We start from the raw sequence: 16,752 nt of genomic DNA on the forward strand, positions 1-16,752 counted from the left end.
ACCCTGGCCCTCACGGAACGCCCCCCCCCCCGAAGCAAACCCCCCCCCCCCCACCCCGCCCCCCCCCCCCCCCGGGGGGGCCCCCGCGGGGGCGGGGGCCCCCCCAGGCGCGGCAGCCCCCCCCCCGCCGGCCCCCCCCCACCCCCCGGGTGGGGCGGATCCCCCCGGGGGGCCCCCCCCCCTTCCGGTTTCCACCGGGGCTGCTACGGACTTACTTGCCCGAGGCCGCGGCCTTGAGCTTCGAGCCCGCCGAAACCTTGACGCCGTAGCCGGCGGGGATGTCGATCGGGTCGCCGGTCTGCGGGTTCCGCGCGGTGCGGGCGGCACGGTGGGTGCGCTCGAAGGTGAGGAAGCCCGGGATCGAGACCTTCTCGTCGCCCTTGGCGACGATCTCGCCGACCACGTCGGCGAGCGCGCTCAGTACGGCGTCCGCGTCCTTGCGGGTCACGTCGGCGCGCTCCGCGAGGGCGGCCACCAGCTCACTGCGGTTCATGTGTCACTCCCGTGTCTTGCTGACCTCCGCCGACGACCACGGAACGTGGTCGCAAACGTGGTTCAGTCCAACTCGCTGTTCTTGCCCCGGGGACGAATCCTGCACTCATCCATGCCCGGAAGCTAATCAAGGACACGCCAAATCACTGGGAAAGCCCCGTGATTTCGCGGTTCCGGCAGATTACGGGGCCGTTCGGGGGGCCCCGCAACCGGGATACGGACCGACAGTACGACGATCATCCCGCAGGGTTCTGACGCTCCGCCAACACCGCGTCCCGCACCGCCGCGGCGACCACCGAGGAGACCTCCGGGTGGAAAACGCTCGGGATGATGTAGTTCGGGTTCACTTCGTCGTCGGAGACCACCGACGCCAGCGCCCGCGCGGCGGCGAGCAGCATGTCGTCGCTGATGTGCCGGCTCTGCGCGTCCACCAGACCGCGGAAGACGCCCGGGAAGACCAGCACGTTGTTGATCTGGTTGGGGAAGTCGCTGCGCCCGGTGGCGACCACCGCGGCGTGCTCCAGGGCCGCCGCCGGGTCCACCTCGGGATCCGGGTTGGCCAGCGCGAACACGATCGAGTCGGCGGCCATCGCGGCGATGTCGGAGCCGTCGAGTACGTTCGGCGCCGACACGCCCACGAAGACGTCGGCACCGACCACGGCCTCCTTGAGCGTGCCGGTCAGGCCCTGCTCGTTGGTGTGCTCGGCGATCCAGCGCAGGTCCGTCCCCAGGTCCTCGCGCCCGGTGTGCACCACGCCGCGCACGTCCGCGACCACCACGTGGCCCGCGCCCGCGGAGAGGAGCAGCTTGAGGATGGCGGTGCCGGCCGCGCCCGCGCCCGACATGACGATGCGCACGTCCTGGATCTTCTTGCCGACCACCCGCAGCGCGTTGGTGAGCGCCGCGAGCACCACGATCGCGGTGCCGTGCTGGTCGTCGTGGAAGACCGGGATGTCCAGCGTCTCGCGCAGCCGACGCTCGATCTCGAAGCAGCGCGGCGCGGAGATGTCCTCCAGGTTGATCCCGGCGAAGCCCGGCGCCATCACCTGCACGGCCCGGACGATCTCGTCCGGGTCCTGGGTGTCCAGGCAGATCGGCCACGCGTCGATCCCCGCGAAGCGCTTGAACAGGGCCGCCTTGCCCTCCATGACCGGCAGCGCGGCCTTGGGGCCGATGTTGCCCAGGCCGAGCACCGCGGAGCCGTCGGTGACCACCGCGACGGTGTTGCGCTTGATGGTCAGCCGGCGCGCGTCGTCGGGGTTCTCCGCGATGGCCAGGCACACCCGCGCCACGCCCGGGGTGTAGACCATCGAGAGGTCGTCGCGGTTGCGGATCGGGTGCTTGGACTGCATCTCGATCTTGCCGCCGAGGTGCATCAGGAAGGTGCGGTCCGAGACCTTGCCGAGGGTGACGCCCTCGATCTCGCGGATCGCCTCCACGAGCCGGTCGGCGTGATCGGTCGAGGTCGCGGCGATCGTGACGTCGATCCGCAGGCGCTCGTGGCCGGACGCGGTGACGTCGAGCGCGGTGATCGACCCCCCGGCGGATTCCACCGTGTTGGTGAGCCGACTGACCGACGGACCCCCTGCGGGGACCTCCAGCCGAGCCGTGATCGAGTACGAGGCGCTGGGCGCTGCGGGCATGAACTCTTTCTCCTCCGATCGCTGCGACGCCCGTCTCCGCCGACGTCGCATCGCTCCCGATGGTCTCACTTCGTGGACATCGGCGTGCCGGCCGGGGCGAGCGGGAGCCCGCCTTACCCGGACCCCCCGACCACGCAAACTGTGATCCTCGTCCTTCGCCGATCTCCCGGCGCCGGCGGGAGGGTCGGTTACGCTGGTGAACGACACCGGCTCGATCCAAGCCCCCGGGCCCAACCATTAGTCCCTACGAGGGACCACTTGCCGAGAGGCGAGCATTGGCGGGTCGGTGTCCTCGACGAAACGAGACGGCGGCCCTCCGGGGCCGCCGTTTCGGCGTACGGAACCTCGCACCGGCGGCAGTCCCGATCCGCACGTGCGTGTCACGGGCATCCGCCCGGGCATGCGAAAAGCCCGGTGTGCGGGCACACCGGGCTTTTTGTTCAACAGGGGTGGAGGTGGCGGGAATTGAACCCGCGTCCTACGGTGCGGAACCAGAGCTTCTCCGAGCGCAGTCCACAACGATTTTCTCGGCCCCGGTGTTCACGTGGACAAGACACCGACGGGCCCAGTTACTGTTTTTTGTCCCGAACGACCCCGTAACCGGGTCGGGCGGTGAAGTCCCCTAGATTATGCCAGGGTCCGGGGCGGGGACGCACCCGGTCTGACACCTTCGGATACTCGCTTAGGCAGCGAGGGCGAAGGAATCGCGCTTGGTATCGGCGATTATTTGTTTGCGACATATGGTTAACGAGATCATTGTCGCTTCCTCGGCTCGCTTCCTCTGCTTCGACAGCCGCAGTCGAAACCGATCACCCCCTATTGAATTTTCAAGCAACCACCCGAGGGTGTCCTGCTCGAACGGCCCGACTCGCCACACATGCTCGAGCCGAACCAGGCACATCGTACGGTCCAACGTCGGACCGGTCCACTTCATTCCCCGCCGGTCACCCTCGCCGCCGGTTCACTGCCGACGCCCGCGCACGTACTTGGACATCACGCGCTCCGTCTCCCGCTTGTCCTGCTGTTCGCGCAGGGTCTGTCGTTTGTCGTAGTTCTTCTTGCCCTTGGCCAGCGCCAGTTCGAGCTTCGCCCGGCCGTCCTTGAAGTACAGGCTCAGCGGCACCAGCGTGTGACCCGTCTCCTGGGTCGACTGGACCAGCTTGTCGATCTCGTGCCGGTGCAGCAGCAGCTTCCGCTTGCGTCGCGCCGTGTGATTGGTCCACGTGCCCTGGGAGTATTCCGAGATGTGCACGTTGTGCAGCCACACCTCGCCGCCGTCGATGCTCGCGAAGCCGTCCACCAGGGACGCCTTGCCGGCCCGCAACGACTTGACCTCGGTGCCGGTCAGCACGATCCCGACTTCGAGGGTGTCCTCGATCAGGTAGTCGTGCCGCGCCTTCTTGTTCTGGGCGATGAGTTTGCGCCCGATCTCTTTCGCCATGATCCCTGCATTCTCGCGCATGGCCGCAAGCCCATTACCCCGGAGCCGGGCCGGCCGTCACAACCACAGTGCCGGGTCGACGAAGTCGCCGTCCACCAGCACCTCGAAGTGCAGGTGCGCGCCGGTGGACCAGCCCGTGTCGCCGGAGCGGCCGACCTGGTCGCCCCGGGCCACCCGCTGCCCCTCGCGCACGGTGATCCGGGACAGATGGTTGTACGTCGTGGTCAGCGCCACGCCGCCGACCCGCCCGTGGGAGAGCACCACGCGGTAGCCGTACGCCGCGTTGTAGCCGGTCTGCACCACCGTGCCCTCGCGGGCGGCGGCCACCGCGGTGCCCTCGGGGACCGCGAAGTCGGTGCCGGTGTGCAGCTTCGTGTACTCCAGGATCGGGTGGTAGCGCATCCCGAAGCCCGAACTGATCGAACCGCGGACCGGATAGGACAGCGCGCCGCCCGTGGCCGAGGAGGACGTCTGCGCCCCGGCGCCCCGGGCAGGCGCGTTACTGCGGTTGACCAGCTCCGTCAGCCGCTTCTGCTCGGCGCGGATCGCCTCGTAGCGCTGCTGGTCGGCCGCCTTCTCCTCGCGCGCGGTGGCCAGCGCGCGCTCGCGCTGCGCGCCGAGCGCGGTCACCCTCGCCGCCGCCTCGGTCGCGGTCTTCTCCAGCGCGAGCACCTCGGCCAGGTTCCGCCCGGCCTCGGCGTGCCTGCGCCGGGCCTCCTCGCGGCGCCGCTCCAGCTCTCCCCGGCGGGCGTCCACCGCGTCCCGGGTGCGCTCCAGGCGCGCGATGGTCTCGTGGTCCGTCTGCACCATGCGCCGATAGCCCTCCAGGCTGCTCAGCAGCTCCGCGGGGGTCTGCGCGCGCAGGATCATCGACAACTGCGCCATCTGCCCGCCGCGGTACGCCCGCCCCACCAGCTGCGCCACGTCGTCGCGCACCGCCTGCGTCGAGGCGGCCACGTCGCGCAACTCGGCCTCCGCGGTGGTCACCGCGGCCTCCGCCAGCTCCACGGCGTGGCCCAGATCGGCGGTACGGGCCTGCGCCTCGGCCACCTTCGCCCGCGCGGCGTCGGCCGCGACCCGGGCCCCCGGCGCGGCCGCCTCGGCCTCGGCGTACGCCTTCTCCGCCGCGGTCAGCCGGGCCAGCGACGCGTCCAGGTCGGCCCGCATGTCCCGGGCCGCCACATCGGCGCGCTGCTTCCGGGCCCGCACGTCACCGTCGTCGTCGCCGTCCGCGTACGCCGGCACGAAACCCACCGCGGCGGCCGTGATCACCACGAGCACCGACAATCCGAGTCGCCTGGTCCGAATTCTGCGCATGATCACAAGAAACGCGGAATGCACACGAATCGCCACTGAACACACCGGTATGGAAGTAATACGAACCCACACGGAACCCATCCGGACGCATACAGACGTTCGAGCCCCCCCCCCCGCCGTGGCGCTGCGGGGCTCTCGGGCCGCTCCGGGTACCCGGTGTCCGGCCGGTGCTCAGACCTTGAGGTATTTCAGCAGGGTGAAGAACGACGCGATCGCCGACATCACCGCGCCGAACACGATCAGCCACGGCAGGGTCATCAACACCGGACCCCAGCCGATCAGATCGAACGCGCTGAACTGCTGGCCGAGCCCCTGTTTCACGCCGAAGTAGAACCCGGCGCTCAACAACCCGGTCGCCATCAGGCCGCCCAGCAACCCGGCGATCGCGGATTCCATGATGAACGGCAATTGGATGTACAGGTTCGACGCGCCGACCAGGCGCATGATCCCGGTTTCCCGGCGGCGGCTGAACGCGGACACCCGGGCGGTGTTGACGATCAGCAGGATCGCCACCAGGAGCATGAAGACCATCACCCCGAGCGCCGCCCATTGCGCGTTCTTCAGCAGTTTGAAGAACGGCTCCAGGATCTTGCGCTGGTCCTGGACGGACTGCACGCCCGGGCGCCCCTGGAACGCGCTCGCCACCACCTGGTACTTGGTCGGGTCCTTCAATTTGACCCGGAAGGATTCCGGCAGCTGATCGGCGGTCACGCTGCCGGAGATCGGCGATTCCTTGTTCTGCTCCTTGAAGTGCTGGAACGCTTCCTGCTTGGTCTCGTAGTAGGTCTTCTCCACGAGGGGCATCCGGCTGAGTTCCGCGCGGAACCCCTCGCGCTGCTCGTTCGAGACCTCGCCGCCCTCACAACCGGGCCCGTGGTCGCTCTTGCCGCACAGGAAGATCGAGACCTCGACCCGGTCGTACCAGAAGTCCTTCATCTCGTTCACCTGAACCCGCAGCAGCAGACCCGCTCCGGCCAGCGTGAGGGACAGCGCGACACTGACGATCACCGCGATCGTCATGGTCAGGTTCCGGCGGAGACCGACTCCGATCTCCGAGAGGACGAACTGGGCGCGCATGATGTCCTAGTCGCTAGGGGCGCGGCCGGATTGCCGCGCCGGGGTGGTCCGGTGGATCAGTGCTGGTAGCCGTACACGCCGCGAGACTGGTCGCGGACGAGTCGGCCCTGCTCCAGCTCGATGACGCGCTTGCGCATCTGGTCCACGATCGCCTGGTCGTGCGTGGCCATCAGGATCGTGGTGCCCGTCCGGTTGATCCGGTCGAGCAGCTTCATGATGCCGACGCTGTTCTGCGGGTCGAGGTTGCCGGTGGGTTCGTCGGCGATCAGGATCATCGGCCGGTTCACGAAGGCCCGGGCGATCGCCACGCGCTGCTGCTCACCACCGGACAGCTCGCCGGGCATGCGCTCCTCCTTGCCGCCCAGCCCCACCAGGTCCAGAACCTCCGGTACCACCTTGCGGATCGTGCCCCGAGGCTTGCCGATCACCTCGAGCGCGAACGCGACGTTCTGGTACACCGTCTTGTTCGGCAGCAGGCGGAAGTCCTGGAAGACCGTGCCCACCTGGCGGCGCAGCGCGGGCACCTTCCAGTTGGACAGTCGGCCGAGGTCCTTGCCCGCCACGAAGATGTTGCCCAGGGACGGCCGTTCCTCCTTGAGGACCAGCCGCAGGAAGGTGGACTTACCCGAGCCCGAGGACCCGACGAGGAAGACGAACTCACCCTTCTCCACTTCGAGGGAGACGTCGTGCAACGCGGGGCGCGGCTGCTTCGGGTAGGTCTTGCTGACGTTGTCGAATCGGATCACGGTTGCATCACGGTGCGCCAGTGTAGGGGGCAGGGCATGCAGCTGGGGGCACAGAGGAGGCCAAGGGACCACACCGTCGGGAGCCGGGCGCCCAGGCTCGAACGGAGTGGTCGTCGGGCATGGCCATTCCGTGAGTGTAAGCGGCACAGTGGAGGGCGACGGGAACTTCCCGCCGCGTCGTGAGCGTTATGTGTATCGATGCGTGATAGCGGAGCAATCGAGGCGGAGGAGTCGAGATGACCTTGGACCGCCTGGTGTGTGCGAACTGCGCCGGACTGGTCACGGAGGGTCGTTGCCCGACGTGTCGAGCCAGTCGCGAACGCCTCAGGGGCTCCGGCGGGATCAACCCCGCGATGGTGGCGGCACTCGCCCTGCTCGTGCTGGCGTGTGCGCTGCTGCTGGCCCGCGTGGGCGGCTGAGCCGCCCGAAGCGCGCCGGCGGCCGGGAGAGACCCCGCAACAGCCGAGACCGGACACGACGAAGGCCCTGGGTGCCCCCAGGGCCTTCGCGCTGTGCAGCGGCGCTCCGCGGCTTCCGGAACCCGAACCCGCCCTTGCCGGCAGCTGTCCGGCGCGGACCGATCCGAGCGGGCGCCCCGTTCTCGGGCCGGGCACAGGGCCCGACCGCGTACCGCGGGTACCGCCCACCGCCCCCGGTTCCGGGCCGACCGTTTCACAGACGCACTCGCGATGACCGCGGTGCGCCCGGCTCGGAACGCCGGGACGGCGGATTCAGTGCCCCGGCACCGCCGCGCCGGGGCACAAGTCTTCGACTCAGGCCGCGGGGGCCTGCTGCCGGCGCCGAAGCCGCGCGGGGAGCACGGTGAAGGTGAAGCCACCGGCCGCCATCGCGGCACCGCCGACGATCAGGAACGCCATGTTGGCGCCGGAACCGGTCTCGGCCAGTTCCTTCTTCGCGGCCTGCTGCGCCGGCGCGGTGTCGCCGCCGCCGAAGTCGCGGACGGGTGCGTTCTGCTGGTCGTTGCCGCTGCTCGTCCGGGTGTTCCCGTCGCCGCCGCAGTTCAGGTCCAGCCCGCCGGAGGCGTGCGTGGCGTCACAGGTGTTGCCGCCGGTGCTGCCGCCCGAGTTGCCCTTGCTGGTGTTGCCCGAGCCGCCCGAGTTGCCCTTGGTGGTGTTGCCCGAGCCGCCCGAGTTGCCCTTGGTGGTCCCGGCCGAGGTGCCCGAGGACGTACCGGTCGAGGTGCCCGTCGAGGTACCCGTGGAGGTACCCGTCGACGTACCGGTCGAGGTACCCGTCGACGTACCGGTCGACGTACCGGTCGAGGTACCCGTCGAGGTTCCGGTGGACGTACCCGTCGAGGTGCCGGTCGAGGTGCCCGTCGACGTGCCGGTGGACGTACCGGTCGAGGTACCCGTGGACGTTCCCGTCGAAGTACCCGTCGAGGTTCCGGTGGACGTACCGGTCGAGGTACCCGTGGACGTTCCCGTCGAAGTACCCGTCGAGGTTCCGGTGGACGTACCCGTCGAGGTACCCGTGGACGTTCCCGTCGAAGTACCGGTCGAGGTACCCGTCGACGTACCGGTGGAGGTCCCCGTCGAGGTGCCGGTCGAGGTACCCGTGGACGTGCCGGTCGACGTGCCGGTCGACGTGCCGGTGGAGGTGCCCGTGGACGTGCCGGTCGACGCACCGGTCGAAGTACCCGTCGAGGTACCGCCCGGACCACCCGGGCATGTGTGCGTCTGCTCGCACCCGTCGTCCGGACCGCCGTCCGTCGCGCTCGCCACGCCGGCGACCGCGAAGGACGCGCCCGCCGCGAACAGCGCAGCGGCGGCCATCCGAGCCGTCCGGACGCGCATTTTGGTTGACATCAATTAACCCCCAGTTGGATGAGATCCCCGTATCCGCGCCGGCGCGGGTGGGGTCCCAAACGCCGTTGGGCATCACCCGACGCGCGTCCGTGCCATCTGTCGATGCGCTTCGGACTCCCCTGATCGGATGCGTCGCGGTAATGCCGCTGTTCAGACTGGTAACCGGGCGGATGCCGCGTCAAGGGCGTTCGGAGAGGGTTGCGGGGGTTAATTCCGATTCGCCGCGAAAATCGGCACGAAAGCGCAACGCCACACGGCCCGGGACCCCCACCGAATCGTGGGCGTCCCGGGCCGTGATATCGACTTGTTCACCGGAATTTCCGGCGGCCGGTCTCGGCTACGCGGCGGCGGTCTGCTGGGTTTTGCGCCAGCGGATACCCGCCTCGATGAAGCCGTCGATCTCGCCGTCGAGCACCGACTGCGGATTGCCGACCTCGAATTCGGTGCGCAGGTCCTTGACCATCTGGTACGGGTGCAGGACGTAGGAGCGCATCTGGTTGCCCCAGGACGAGCCCTCGCCCTTGAGCGCGTTCATCCGGGCCTGCTCCTCCTGGCGCTGCCGCTCCAGCAGCTTGGCGGAGAGCACCGCCATCGCGGAGGCGCGGTTCTGGATCTGCGAGCGCTCGTTCTGGCAGGACACCACGATGCCGGTCGGGATGTGCGTGATCCGCACCGCCGAGTCGGTGGTGTTGACGCCCTGGCCGCCGGGACCGGACGAACGGTAGACGTCGACCCGCAGTTCGGACTCGTCGATGTCGACCCGGTCGCTCTGCTCGACCACCGGCAACACCTCGACGCCCGCGAACGAGGTCTGTCGGCGGCCCTGGTTGTCGAACGGCGAGATGCGCACCAGGCGGTGCGTGCCCTGCTCGACGGACAGCGTGCCGTAGGCGTAGGGCACCTTGACCGCGAAGGTGGCCGACTTGATGCCGGCCTCCTCGGCGTAGGAGGTGTCGTAGACCTCGGTCTGGTAGCCGTGCCGCTCGGCCCAGCGGGTGTACATCCGCAGCAACATCTCGGCGAAGTCGGCGGCGTCCACGCCACCGGCCTCGGAGCGGATGGTCACCAGCGCCTCGCGCGCGTCGTATTCGCCGGACAGCAGGGTGCGGACCTCGAGTTCGCCGACGGCCTTGTGCACCGCCGCCAGCTCGCTCTCGGCCTCGGCGCGGGTGTCCGCGTCGTCCTCGGCCTCGGCCAGCTCGAACAGGACGTTCACGTCGTCGATCCGGCGGCGCAGGTCCTCGACCCGGCGCAGTTCGCCCTGGAGGAACGACAGCCGGCTGGTCACCTTCTGCGCGGCCTCGGGGTCGTCCCACAGATCCGGCGCCGCCGCCTTCTCGTTGAGAGCGGCCACGTCGGCCCGCATCTTGTCGAGGTCGAGGACGGCCTCGATCGACCCCATGGTCGACTCGACGGACTTGAGCTCTTCGGAAGGATCAACGGCAGCCACGCACCCATCCTAAGTGGACGACGGCCCGACTCGGGACTCAGCCCGCGTCGGGGGTCGACGCGGCGCCTTGCAGGCGGCCGTTGTCGGCGCGGACGTACACGTCGACCCGGTCGGCGCCGACGGCCGCCGCGGCGGGGGCGTCGGCGCTGGCGGTGTTCGGGTCGACCGGCCGCCAGCCGCCCTCGCCGGGCACCGCGCCGAGCAGTCGCCCGTTGCCGTCCCGGGCCAGCACGACCAGGCCCCGGGCCTGGCTCCAGGCGGCGGCCGGGCGCGCGGACGCGGCGAGGTTGACCCGCTCCGGCTCGCGCCAGGTACCGTCGACGCTGGTGATGTGCAGCACCGCGTGGTCGCCCGCGCGCACCACGAAGGCGTCCAGCGTGCCGGGGCCGCTCGCGGTCAGCGCCGGCGCCGCCTCGATCCGGCCCGCGCTGGGCACCGTGGTGAAGCCGCTCCAGCCGCCGCCGGTGAGCGACCCCGCGGCCAGGCCGTCGCTCGCGGTGCGGGCCACGATGTCGATCCGGTCGCCGGTGGCCACCGCCGCGGGCGCGCCGGTGAGCTTGGTCTTGGTGTCCGTCCTGGTCCATTCGCCGAAGCGGCCGTCGGCGAACGTGGCGCGATACAGCAGCTTGTCGCTCGCGCCGACGGCGAACACGTCCATCCGGCCGGGTCCGGTGGCCACCGCCGCCGGGTCGTCGGTGGTGCGGAAGGTGGGCAGCCTGCGCCATTCGCCCCAGCGCGCGCCGTCGCCGGAGACGTACCAGAGGCCGCCGTCGCCGTCGCGCTGCACGAGGTAGCTGCGGTCCGCGTCGACCCGAGCCGCGGCGGGGCCGCCCTGGAGCAGCACGGGCGCGGCGGGCAGCGGTGCGAACGCGGCCCACGCGTAGCTGCCGGGGGCCCGCTGCGGGGCCGGTCCCTCGGAGCCGCGGGTCGGTCCGGGCGCGGTGTCGGTGGGCGATCCGGTGCTTTGTCCGGCGGGGCGGGCCGGGTTGTCGTCGTCCTTGCCCAGCCACATCGCGCCCGCGCCGATCACGACCACGGCCAGCACGCCGCCGAGCACCGCGACCCACCGGCGCCGGCCGCCGCGCGCCGGTTTGCCGCGCCGGTGCGACTGCACCGGGACCGCCTCCTCGAACACCGGGCGGGTCAGGTTGGTGTGGGTGTCCCGGCTGCCGTCGGCGGCCTCGGAGATGCCGGAGACCAGCGGGACCACGCCGGCCGGGCGCGGCACGGGGGTGTCCTGGCGGCCCGCGGTGCCGTTGGGGTCGGGCACGTCGAACGCGGGCAGGCCGATCAGCGCGGGCAGGGCCGAGCGCAGCCGCTCGCCGAACTCGCGGGCGGTCAGCCGCGCGGCGGGCGCCTTGGACAGGCACGACGCGAGCACCGCGGCGAGCGGGTCGGGCAGGCCGGGGATGCCGGGCACCGGTTCGGTGACGTGGCGGCGCAGCACCGCGCCGGGGTGTCCGCCGCCGAACGGCGTCCAGCCGGTGAGCAGTTCGTACAGGACGGTGGCCAGCGCGTACACGTCCACCGCGGCCGTCGGTTGCAGGCCCTCGATGATCTCGGGGGCCAGGTAGTCGGGCGTGCCGATGATCCGGGTGGCCCGGGTGCGGCGGGGCGCGTCGACCAGGCGGGCGATGCCGAAGTCGGTGAGTCGGGCCCGGGAGACCCCGCCCGAGGTGTCGATCAGGATGTTCTCGGGCTTGACGTCGCGGTGGATCACCCCTTCCGCGTGTGCGGCGGAGAGGCCGTCGGCGACGTCGGCGACGATCGCGGCGGCCAGGCGCGGGGTGAGTACCCGTTCGCGCTCCAGCCGGGCCCGCAGGTCGGGGCCGATCACCAGGTCCATCACCAGGGCGAGGTCGGTGCCGTCGACGACCAGGTCGTGCACGCCCACGATGTTGGGGTGGTCGAGGCTGGTCAGCGCGGTGCGCTCCTGCACGAAGCGGGCGACCAACACCTGGTCGGACGCGAGGTCTTCGCGCAGCAGCTTGATCGCGACGGGTCCCTCGGGGCCCTCGCCCTGCCAGACGGTCCCGCTGGCGCCGCGCCCGAGCACCTTCAGGGCGACGTATCGGCTACCGATCTTGCGTGCCAAAGCAGCTCCGTGGACCCAGCGAGCGTGGTGCTCACAGCGGACTTCCCCGACCGCACCCTACGCGGCCGACCCCCGAATGCGGGGACCGTCGGGCAGGACGGCGTGTACGAGGCCGTCCTCGCGGCGACCGGGGGATGACTTCGCGTCAGTTCTTGCCGCCACCGCCGCTGCCGTCGCCCTTGTCGCCGCCGTCGTTGCCGGTGACGAAGTCCTTGACGTCGTCGTACCAGCCTCGAACGGTATCGAAGGTGTCGATGGCGGAGTTCACCCAGTCGTGCAGCGGGCTGAACCAGTAGACGGCGAACAGGACCGCGCCGATGATCACCAGCCGCAGCAGGCAGCCGATGGTGCAGCCCACCCCGGGGATGCTGGTGAGCCGGAACCGCCGCCGGCGCGGCTCGCGTTCGCGGCGGTCGCGCGGCTCGCGCTCCCTGGGCTCGTCCGGCTCGCGCACGGCGCGCGGTCGGCGCCGGGGCTCACGTTCGGCCTCCTCGTCGCGGCGGTAGCGCGGCGGGGGCGGTGGGGGCGGCGGGCCGGGATCGGCCTGCGCGGGCGGGCCGGGCCGGCTGTGCATCGGCTCGGCGTAGGCGGGCGGCGGGTGGTGCGGGGCCTGCTGCGGCGGTTGTTGCCGTGTGGGCGGCGGTTGTTGCGGCTGCGGGTAGCCGGGCGGCTGCGTGCTCATCACCCGGGTCGCGTTCGGCGACGCGGGTGGTACGGGCGGCGTCGGCGGCGGAGTGGTCGGCGCGCTCGGGTAGCCGGCCCGGGTCTGCGGGAGCGCGCGGGTGGCGTCGGCGGCCCCACCGCCGCCGGCTCGGGCGCCGAACGCGCTCGCGGCCAGCACCTGTGCGATCGAGCCGTCGTCGGGTCGCGCGCCGGAGACCACGTCGGCGGCCATCCGCAACGCGCGGCCGAGACCCGCGGCGTCGGGCCGCACCTCGGGCTGCTTGGCCAGACAGCGCTCGGTGATCAGCCAGTAGGCGTCGGGCATGCCCGCCGGCCGCGTCGGAATCTCGGTCAGGTGGTGGTGCAGCAGCGCGATCGGGTTGGTGTCGCGGAACGGCGGGTGTCCGGCGACCAGCTCGTAGAGCACCACGCCGGCCGCGTAGACGTCCACGGCGGGGGTGAGCGGGCGGCCCTCGGCGGTCTCCGGCGCCACGTAGCTGGGGGTGCCGACGAGTTCGTGGGTGCGGGTGAGCGCGGGCGAGTCGGCGAGCCGGGCGATGCCGAAGTCGGTCAGCATCGGGTAGAGCGAGTCGCCGTTGCGGGCCAGCATGATGTTGGCCGGTTTCAGGTCGCGGTGTATCACCCCGTCGGCGTGTGTCACGCTCAACGCGTCGCAGATCTGAGCCATCGTCAGCGCCGCGGGGGCGGCCGGGAGCGGGCCGTTGTCGCGCAGGTAGGTGCGCAGGTCGGGACCGTCGATCAGGTCCATCACCAGGGCGAGCGTCTCGCCCTCGACGACGAGGTCGCGCACGTGTACGAGGTTGGGGTGGCGCAGGTTGAGCAGCAGTGAGCGCTCGCGCAGGAAGCGGGTGACCACGTCCGGGTCGGTGCCCAACTCCTCGCGCAACACCTTGACCGCGACCACCTCGCCGGAGTCGCGCACGCTCGCGCGCCAGACGGTGCCACTGGCTCCGCGCCCCAGGGTCTCCTGGAGCAGATACTTGCTGCCGACCGGCCGGTCCACGCCGCTCCCCACTGTCCTGTCCGCCACCTGGGCGGTGGTGCCGGGTTGCCTCCCACCCTAGGTGGTACTCAGGTACGGACGCATCGACCGCAGGTACGGTTCGGCCGGCCGGGTCGAACCTTGTCCGATCGGGTTCTCGGCGGATACTCGACACGGGGTCGACGTCGGGAGGTCGGCGCGGTGGGGTCGGAGTCGCTCCCGTGTTCGGGCGATTCGCCGGCGACCCGGTCGTTTGCGGTCGAAATTCGGACAAGAACCTTCGTCCGTCCGGCCGTGGGCGACATGGCGGTCGTGGGTGCGAGGATGCCTCTTGTTTTCTGCTCGGAGGAGGGAGGGCGCGCATGCAGATCCGGCTCACCGTGCACGGACCGCAGCGGACCGGACCGGGCGCCGACGTGCTCGTCACCGCGCCGTCCGGTACGACCTTCGCGGGGATCGCGGGCGCGCTGCGGACCGCCTCCGGCACCGACGGCCAACGTTTTTGGGTGGGCGACGTGCGGCTGCGCGACGACACCCCCGTGGGCCGACCACCCCTGGTGGACGGCGCCCTGATCACCGTCGACGCGCTCGGTTCCCCCTCCCCCTCCGCCGGGTCCGCGCAACTGCGGGTGGTCGGGGGGCCGGACGCGGGCGGTGTGCACCTGCTGCACCAGGGCGGGGTACGGATCGGCCGCGCGCCCGAGGCCGAGGTGCGGCTGGGCGATCCCGACCTGTCCCGGCTGCACGCCGAACTGTGGATAGAGCCCGGTCGCATCCGGGTCGCCGACCTCGACTCGACCAACGGCACCACCGTGGACGGCATGCCGGTCGGGCGCGAGCCGGTCGACCTGCCGCCGGGATCGCTGCTGCGGGTCGGCGAGTCCACCCTGCAGACGTTCCCGCCCCAGCCCTACGGCTCGCCCGACGACGCCTCCGGCGCCCCGGCGCGGGCCGACGGCACCGGCCACATCGAGGTCCGCCGGGTCGCCCGCGCGCGGTTGCCGGTGCCCGCCCGGGCCCGCTTCGAACTGCCCGAGGAGGCGCCGGGGCGGCGGCGCCCGTTCGCGCTGCGCCGCCGGGCCGGCGGGACCGAGCGCGAGACGATCGAGGCGGCGGCCCGCTCGGCGCTGCTCGACGAGGTGCGCTGGCGCCGCGACCAGTCGCCCGACCCGGCCACGCTGCTGCTCGACGCGCTGGCCACCGGCGAGCCGGGTCCGGTGGGCCGGTTGTGGGAGCGTGCGGCCGGCCACCCGGAGGCGCTGAGCGTGCGCCTGGGGGTCGGCGACCTGCCGTCGCGGGTGACCCTGGTGGAGCCGCCGACCTCGGCCGGCGACGGCGCGGAGCGCAGGCTGACCGCGTTCTCCGTACCGGTCACCGTCTCGCTCGAGGACACCGTCCTCGGCCTGGCCGGACCGCGGCTTCGGCTGCTCGGTCTGGCCCGCTCCGTGGTCGCCCAACTCGCCGGGCTGCACGGGCCGCAGGACGTCGAACTGGTCGTGCTGTGCGCCGACGGCGCCACCGCCGGCGACTGGTCCTGGGCCCGCTGGTTGCCGCATCTGCGACCGGGTGAGGGCCAGGACTGCCGGCTCCTGGTCGGCCTGGGCCCGGAGCAGGTGCTGGCCCGCGCCGGCGAACTGCTCGACCGCATCGACACCGCCGAGCGGGTGCCGGTCCGACGCACCGTGGTCGTGCTCGACGGCGCCGGCCGACTGGCCGCCCGGCCGGAGATCGTCCGGCTCCTGGTCGAGGGCCCCGCGGCCGGGGTACACGCGCTGTGCCTGGACGAGCGGGCCGAGGACCTGCCGGCGCAGTGCTCGGCGGTGGCCCACGTCACCGGCGAGGTGGGCACCCGGATCGACCTGATCGGACCGGGCACGCGCCGATTGACCGACGTGGTCGCCGACGCGGTGTCCTCCGCGTGGGCGGACCGCTTCGCCCGCGCGCTGGCCCCGTTGCGCGAGGCCACCCGCCGGGTCACCTCGCCGCTGCCCGAGTCGGTCCGCCTGCTCGACCTGCTCAACCTGGACCTGCTCACCCCCGCCAAGCTGCTCGCGGGCTGGCGTGAGGCGGGCCACTCGCCGCGCGCGGTGCTGGGTTCGGACGCGCGCGGGGCGATCACCGTCGATTTGTCCACCGAGGGACCGCACGTGGTGATCGGCGGGGCCGCCCGCTCGGGCCGCTCCGAGTTGCTGGCCTCCGTGTTGTGCTCGCTCGCGGTGGCGAACCGGCCCGACGAGTTGGCCATCGCGCTGGTCCGGGGCCCCGAGGGGCTGTCCGACCTGCCGCACGTGGTGGGCTCGCCGGCCGACGCCGACGTCTCGGCCACGGGCGACGCGATCGCCGCCGTGCGCGACGAGTTGGACCGCCGCGAGGGGCTGCTGCGCGGCACCTCGTTCGAGGCGTACCGGGCGGGCCCGGGCGGAGCGCTGCCCCGGCTGGTGGTGGCGGTGGACGACATAGACCTGCTGGCCGAGTCGTACCCGGGGTGCGTCAAGGGCCTGGCCGAGGTGGCCCACCGCGGCGGCGCGCACGGCGTACACCTGCTGGTGACCACGGGTCGGCCCGCCCGCAGCCTGGAGATCGAGGCCGCGGCGGGCGCCGAACTGCGGATCGCCCTGCGCGTGGACGATCCGCAGTCCTCCCGCGTGCTGATCGACGTCGAGGACGCGGCGGGCGTGGACGAGGACTACCCGGGCCGGGGTTTCGTGCGCGGCCGCGACGGCGCGGTGATCCCCTTCCAGGGCGGCCGGGTGACCGGCCGGATGCCGCGCACGGCGACCCTGCGCCCCACCGTCGTGCGCCAGGAGTGGCAGGAGATGGGCAACCGCCTGGCCCGCCGCCCCACCCCGGTCGGCGGCGGCAACGGCCCCACCGACCTGGCCCTGCTCACCGGCGCGGTCCGCCGCGCCGCCGAGCAACTGGGCACCCCGTCGCAATCCCGCCTATGGCCCAGAGCCCCCCTGCACCTGACCCAAAAAGCCCGATAGCCCAAGGCC

At 71.9% G+C, this 16,752-nt stretch carries 12 protein-coding genes and 1 other RNA gene; 3 read left to right on the plus strand and 10 right to left on the minus strand.

Translation table 11 applies throughout. The features are described 5' to 3' along the window. Positions 1-211 precede the first annotated feature (211 nt). The 7 genes from ACFRCG_RS26560 to ftsE all read right to left on the minus strand — a co-directional run bounded on the left by ACFRCG_RS26560 (position 212) and on the right by ftsE (position 6,716). Entirely contained in the window at positions 212-493 is a 282-nt protein-coding gene (locus tag ACFRCG_RS26560; RefSeq protein WP_020553331.1) for an HU family DNA-binding protein, read from the minus strand. Between the two features lie 235 nt (positions 494-728). Next, entirely contained in the window at positions 729-2,135 is a 1,407-nt protein-coding gene (locus ACFRCG_RS26565) for an NAD-dependent malic enzyme (protein ID WP_078977039.1), read from the minus strand. A 447-nt stretch (positions 2,136-2,582) separates the two neighbouring features. Further along, positions 2,583-2,952, minus strand: a transfer-messenger RNA (tmRNA) gene (ssrA, locus tag ACFRCG_RS26570). A gap of 144 nt (positions 2,953-3,096) precedes the next feature. After that, a complete protein-coding gene (smpB, locus tag ACFRCG_RS26575; RefSeq protein ID WP_380035846.1) occupies positions 3,097-3,576 on the minus strand; it encodes an SsrA-binding protein SmpB in 480 nt (159 codons plus the stop codon). Positions 3,577-3,633: 57 nt separating this feature from the next. Continuing rightward, complete coding sequence (locus ACFRCG_RS26580; RefSeq protein ID WP_380035849.1) at positions 3,634-4,893, minus strand: peptidoglycan DD-metalloendopeptidase family protein; 1,260 nt, start codon at positions 4,891-4,893, stop codon at positions 3,634-3,636. Between the two features lie 171 nt (positions 4,894-5,064). Then, positions 5,065-5,970 carry a permease-like cell division protein FtsX gene (ftsX, locus tag ACFRCG_RS26585; protein ID WP_078977037.1) on the minus strand — a complete coding sequence of 302 codons (906 nt, stop codon included), beginning with the start codon at positions 5,968-5,970 and terminating at the stop codon, positions 5,065-5,067. A 56-nt stretch (positions 5,971-6,026) separates the two neighbouring features. Further along, positions 6,027-6,716, minus strand: coding sequence for a cell division ATP-binding protein FtsE (ftsE, locus tag ACFRCG_RS26590; RefSeq protein ID WP_078977036.1), 690 nt, complete (start codon positions 6,714-6,716; stop codon positions 6,027-6,029). A gap of 236 nt (positions 6,717-6,952) precedes the next feature. Here ftsE and ACFRCG_RS26595 point away from each other — a divergent pair, with 236 nt between their 5' ends. Together ACFRCG_RS26595 and ACFRCG_RS26600 are read left to right on the plus strand one after the other, a co-directional pair. Then, entirely contained in the window at positions 6,953-7,135 is a 183-nt protein-coding gene (locus ACFRCG_RS26595; protein ID WP_380002701.1) for a hypothetical protein, read from the plus strand. 457 nt (positions 7,136-7,592) lie between these two features. After that, positions 7,593-8,552, plus strand: a complete 960-nt coding sequence (locus ACFRCG_RS26600) for a hypothetical protein (RefSeq protein WP_380035851.1) — start codon at positions 7,593-7,595, stop codon at positions 8,550-8,552. 330 nt (positions 8,553-8,882) lie between these two features. Here the strand turns inward: ACFRCG_RS26600 and prfB are convergent, their stop codons facing one another. The 3 genes from prfB to ACFRCG_RS26615 form a co-directional block, all read right to left on the minus strand. Continuing rightward, positions 8,883-9,995 carry a peptide chain release factor 2 gene (gene prfB, locus ACFRCG_RS26605; protein ID WP_380035854.1) on the minus strand — a complete coding sequence of 371 codons (1,113 nt, stop codon included), beginning with the start codon at positions 9,993-9,995 and terminating at the stop codon, positions 8,883-8,885. A 37-nt stretch (positions 9,996-10,032) separates the two neighbouring features. Next, entirely contained in the window at positions 10,033-12,090 is a 2,058-nt protein-coding gene (locus ACFRCG_RS26610) for a protein kinase (RefSeq protein ID WP_380035857.1), read from the minus strand. Between the two features lie 145 nt (positions 12,091-12,235). Continuing rightward, entirely contained in the window at positions 12,236-13,804 is a 1,569-nt protein-coding gene (locus ACFRCG_RS26615) for a serine/threonine-protein kinase (protein WP_380035860.1), read from the minus strand. Positions 13,805-14,118: 314 nt separating this feature from the next. On the opposite strand from ACFRCG_RS26615, the gene ACFRCG_RS26620 reads away from it, so the two are divergent. Next, complete coding sequence (locus tag ACFRCG_RS26620; RefSeq protein WP_380035863.1) at positions 14,119-16,743, plus strand: FHA domain-containing protein; 2,625 nt, start codon at positions 14,119-14,121, stop codon at positions 16,741-16,743. The last annotated feature ends 9 nt before the right edge of the window (positions 16,744-16,752 follow it).

The sequence above is a fragment of the Embleya sp. NPDC056575 genome, from assembly GCF_042793325.1.
In the GTDB taxonomy this organism is placed as follows: Bacteria; Actinomycetota; Actinomycetes; order Streptomycetales; family Streptomycetaceae; genus Embleya.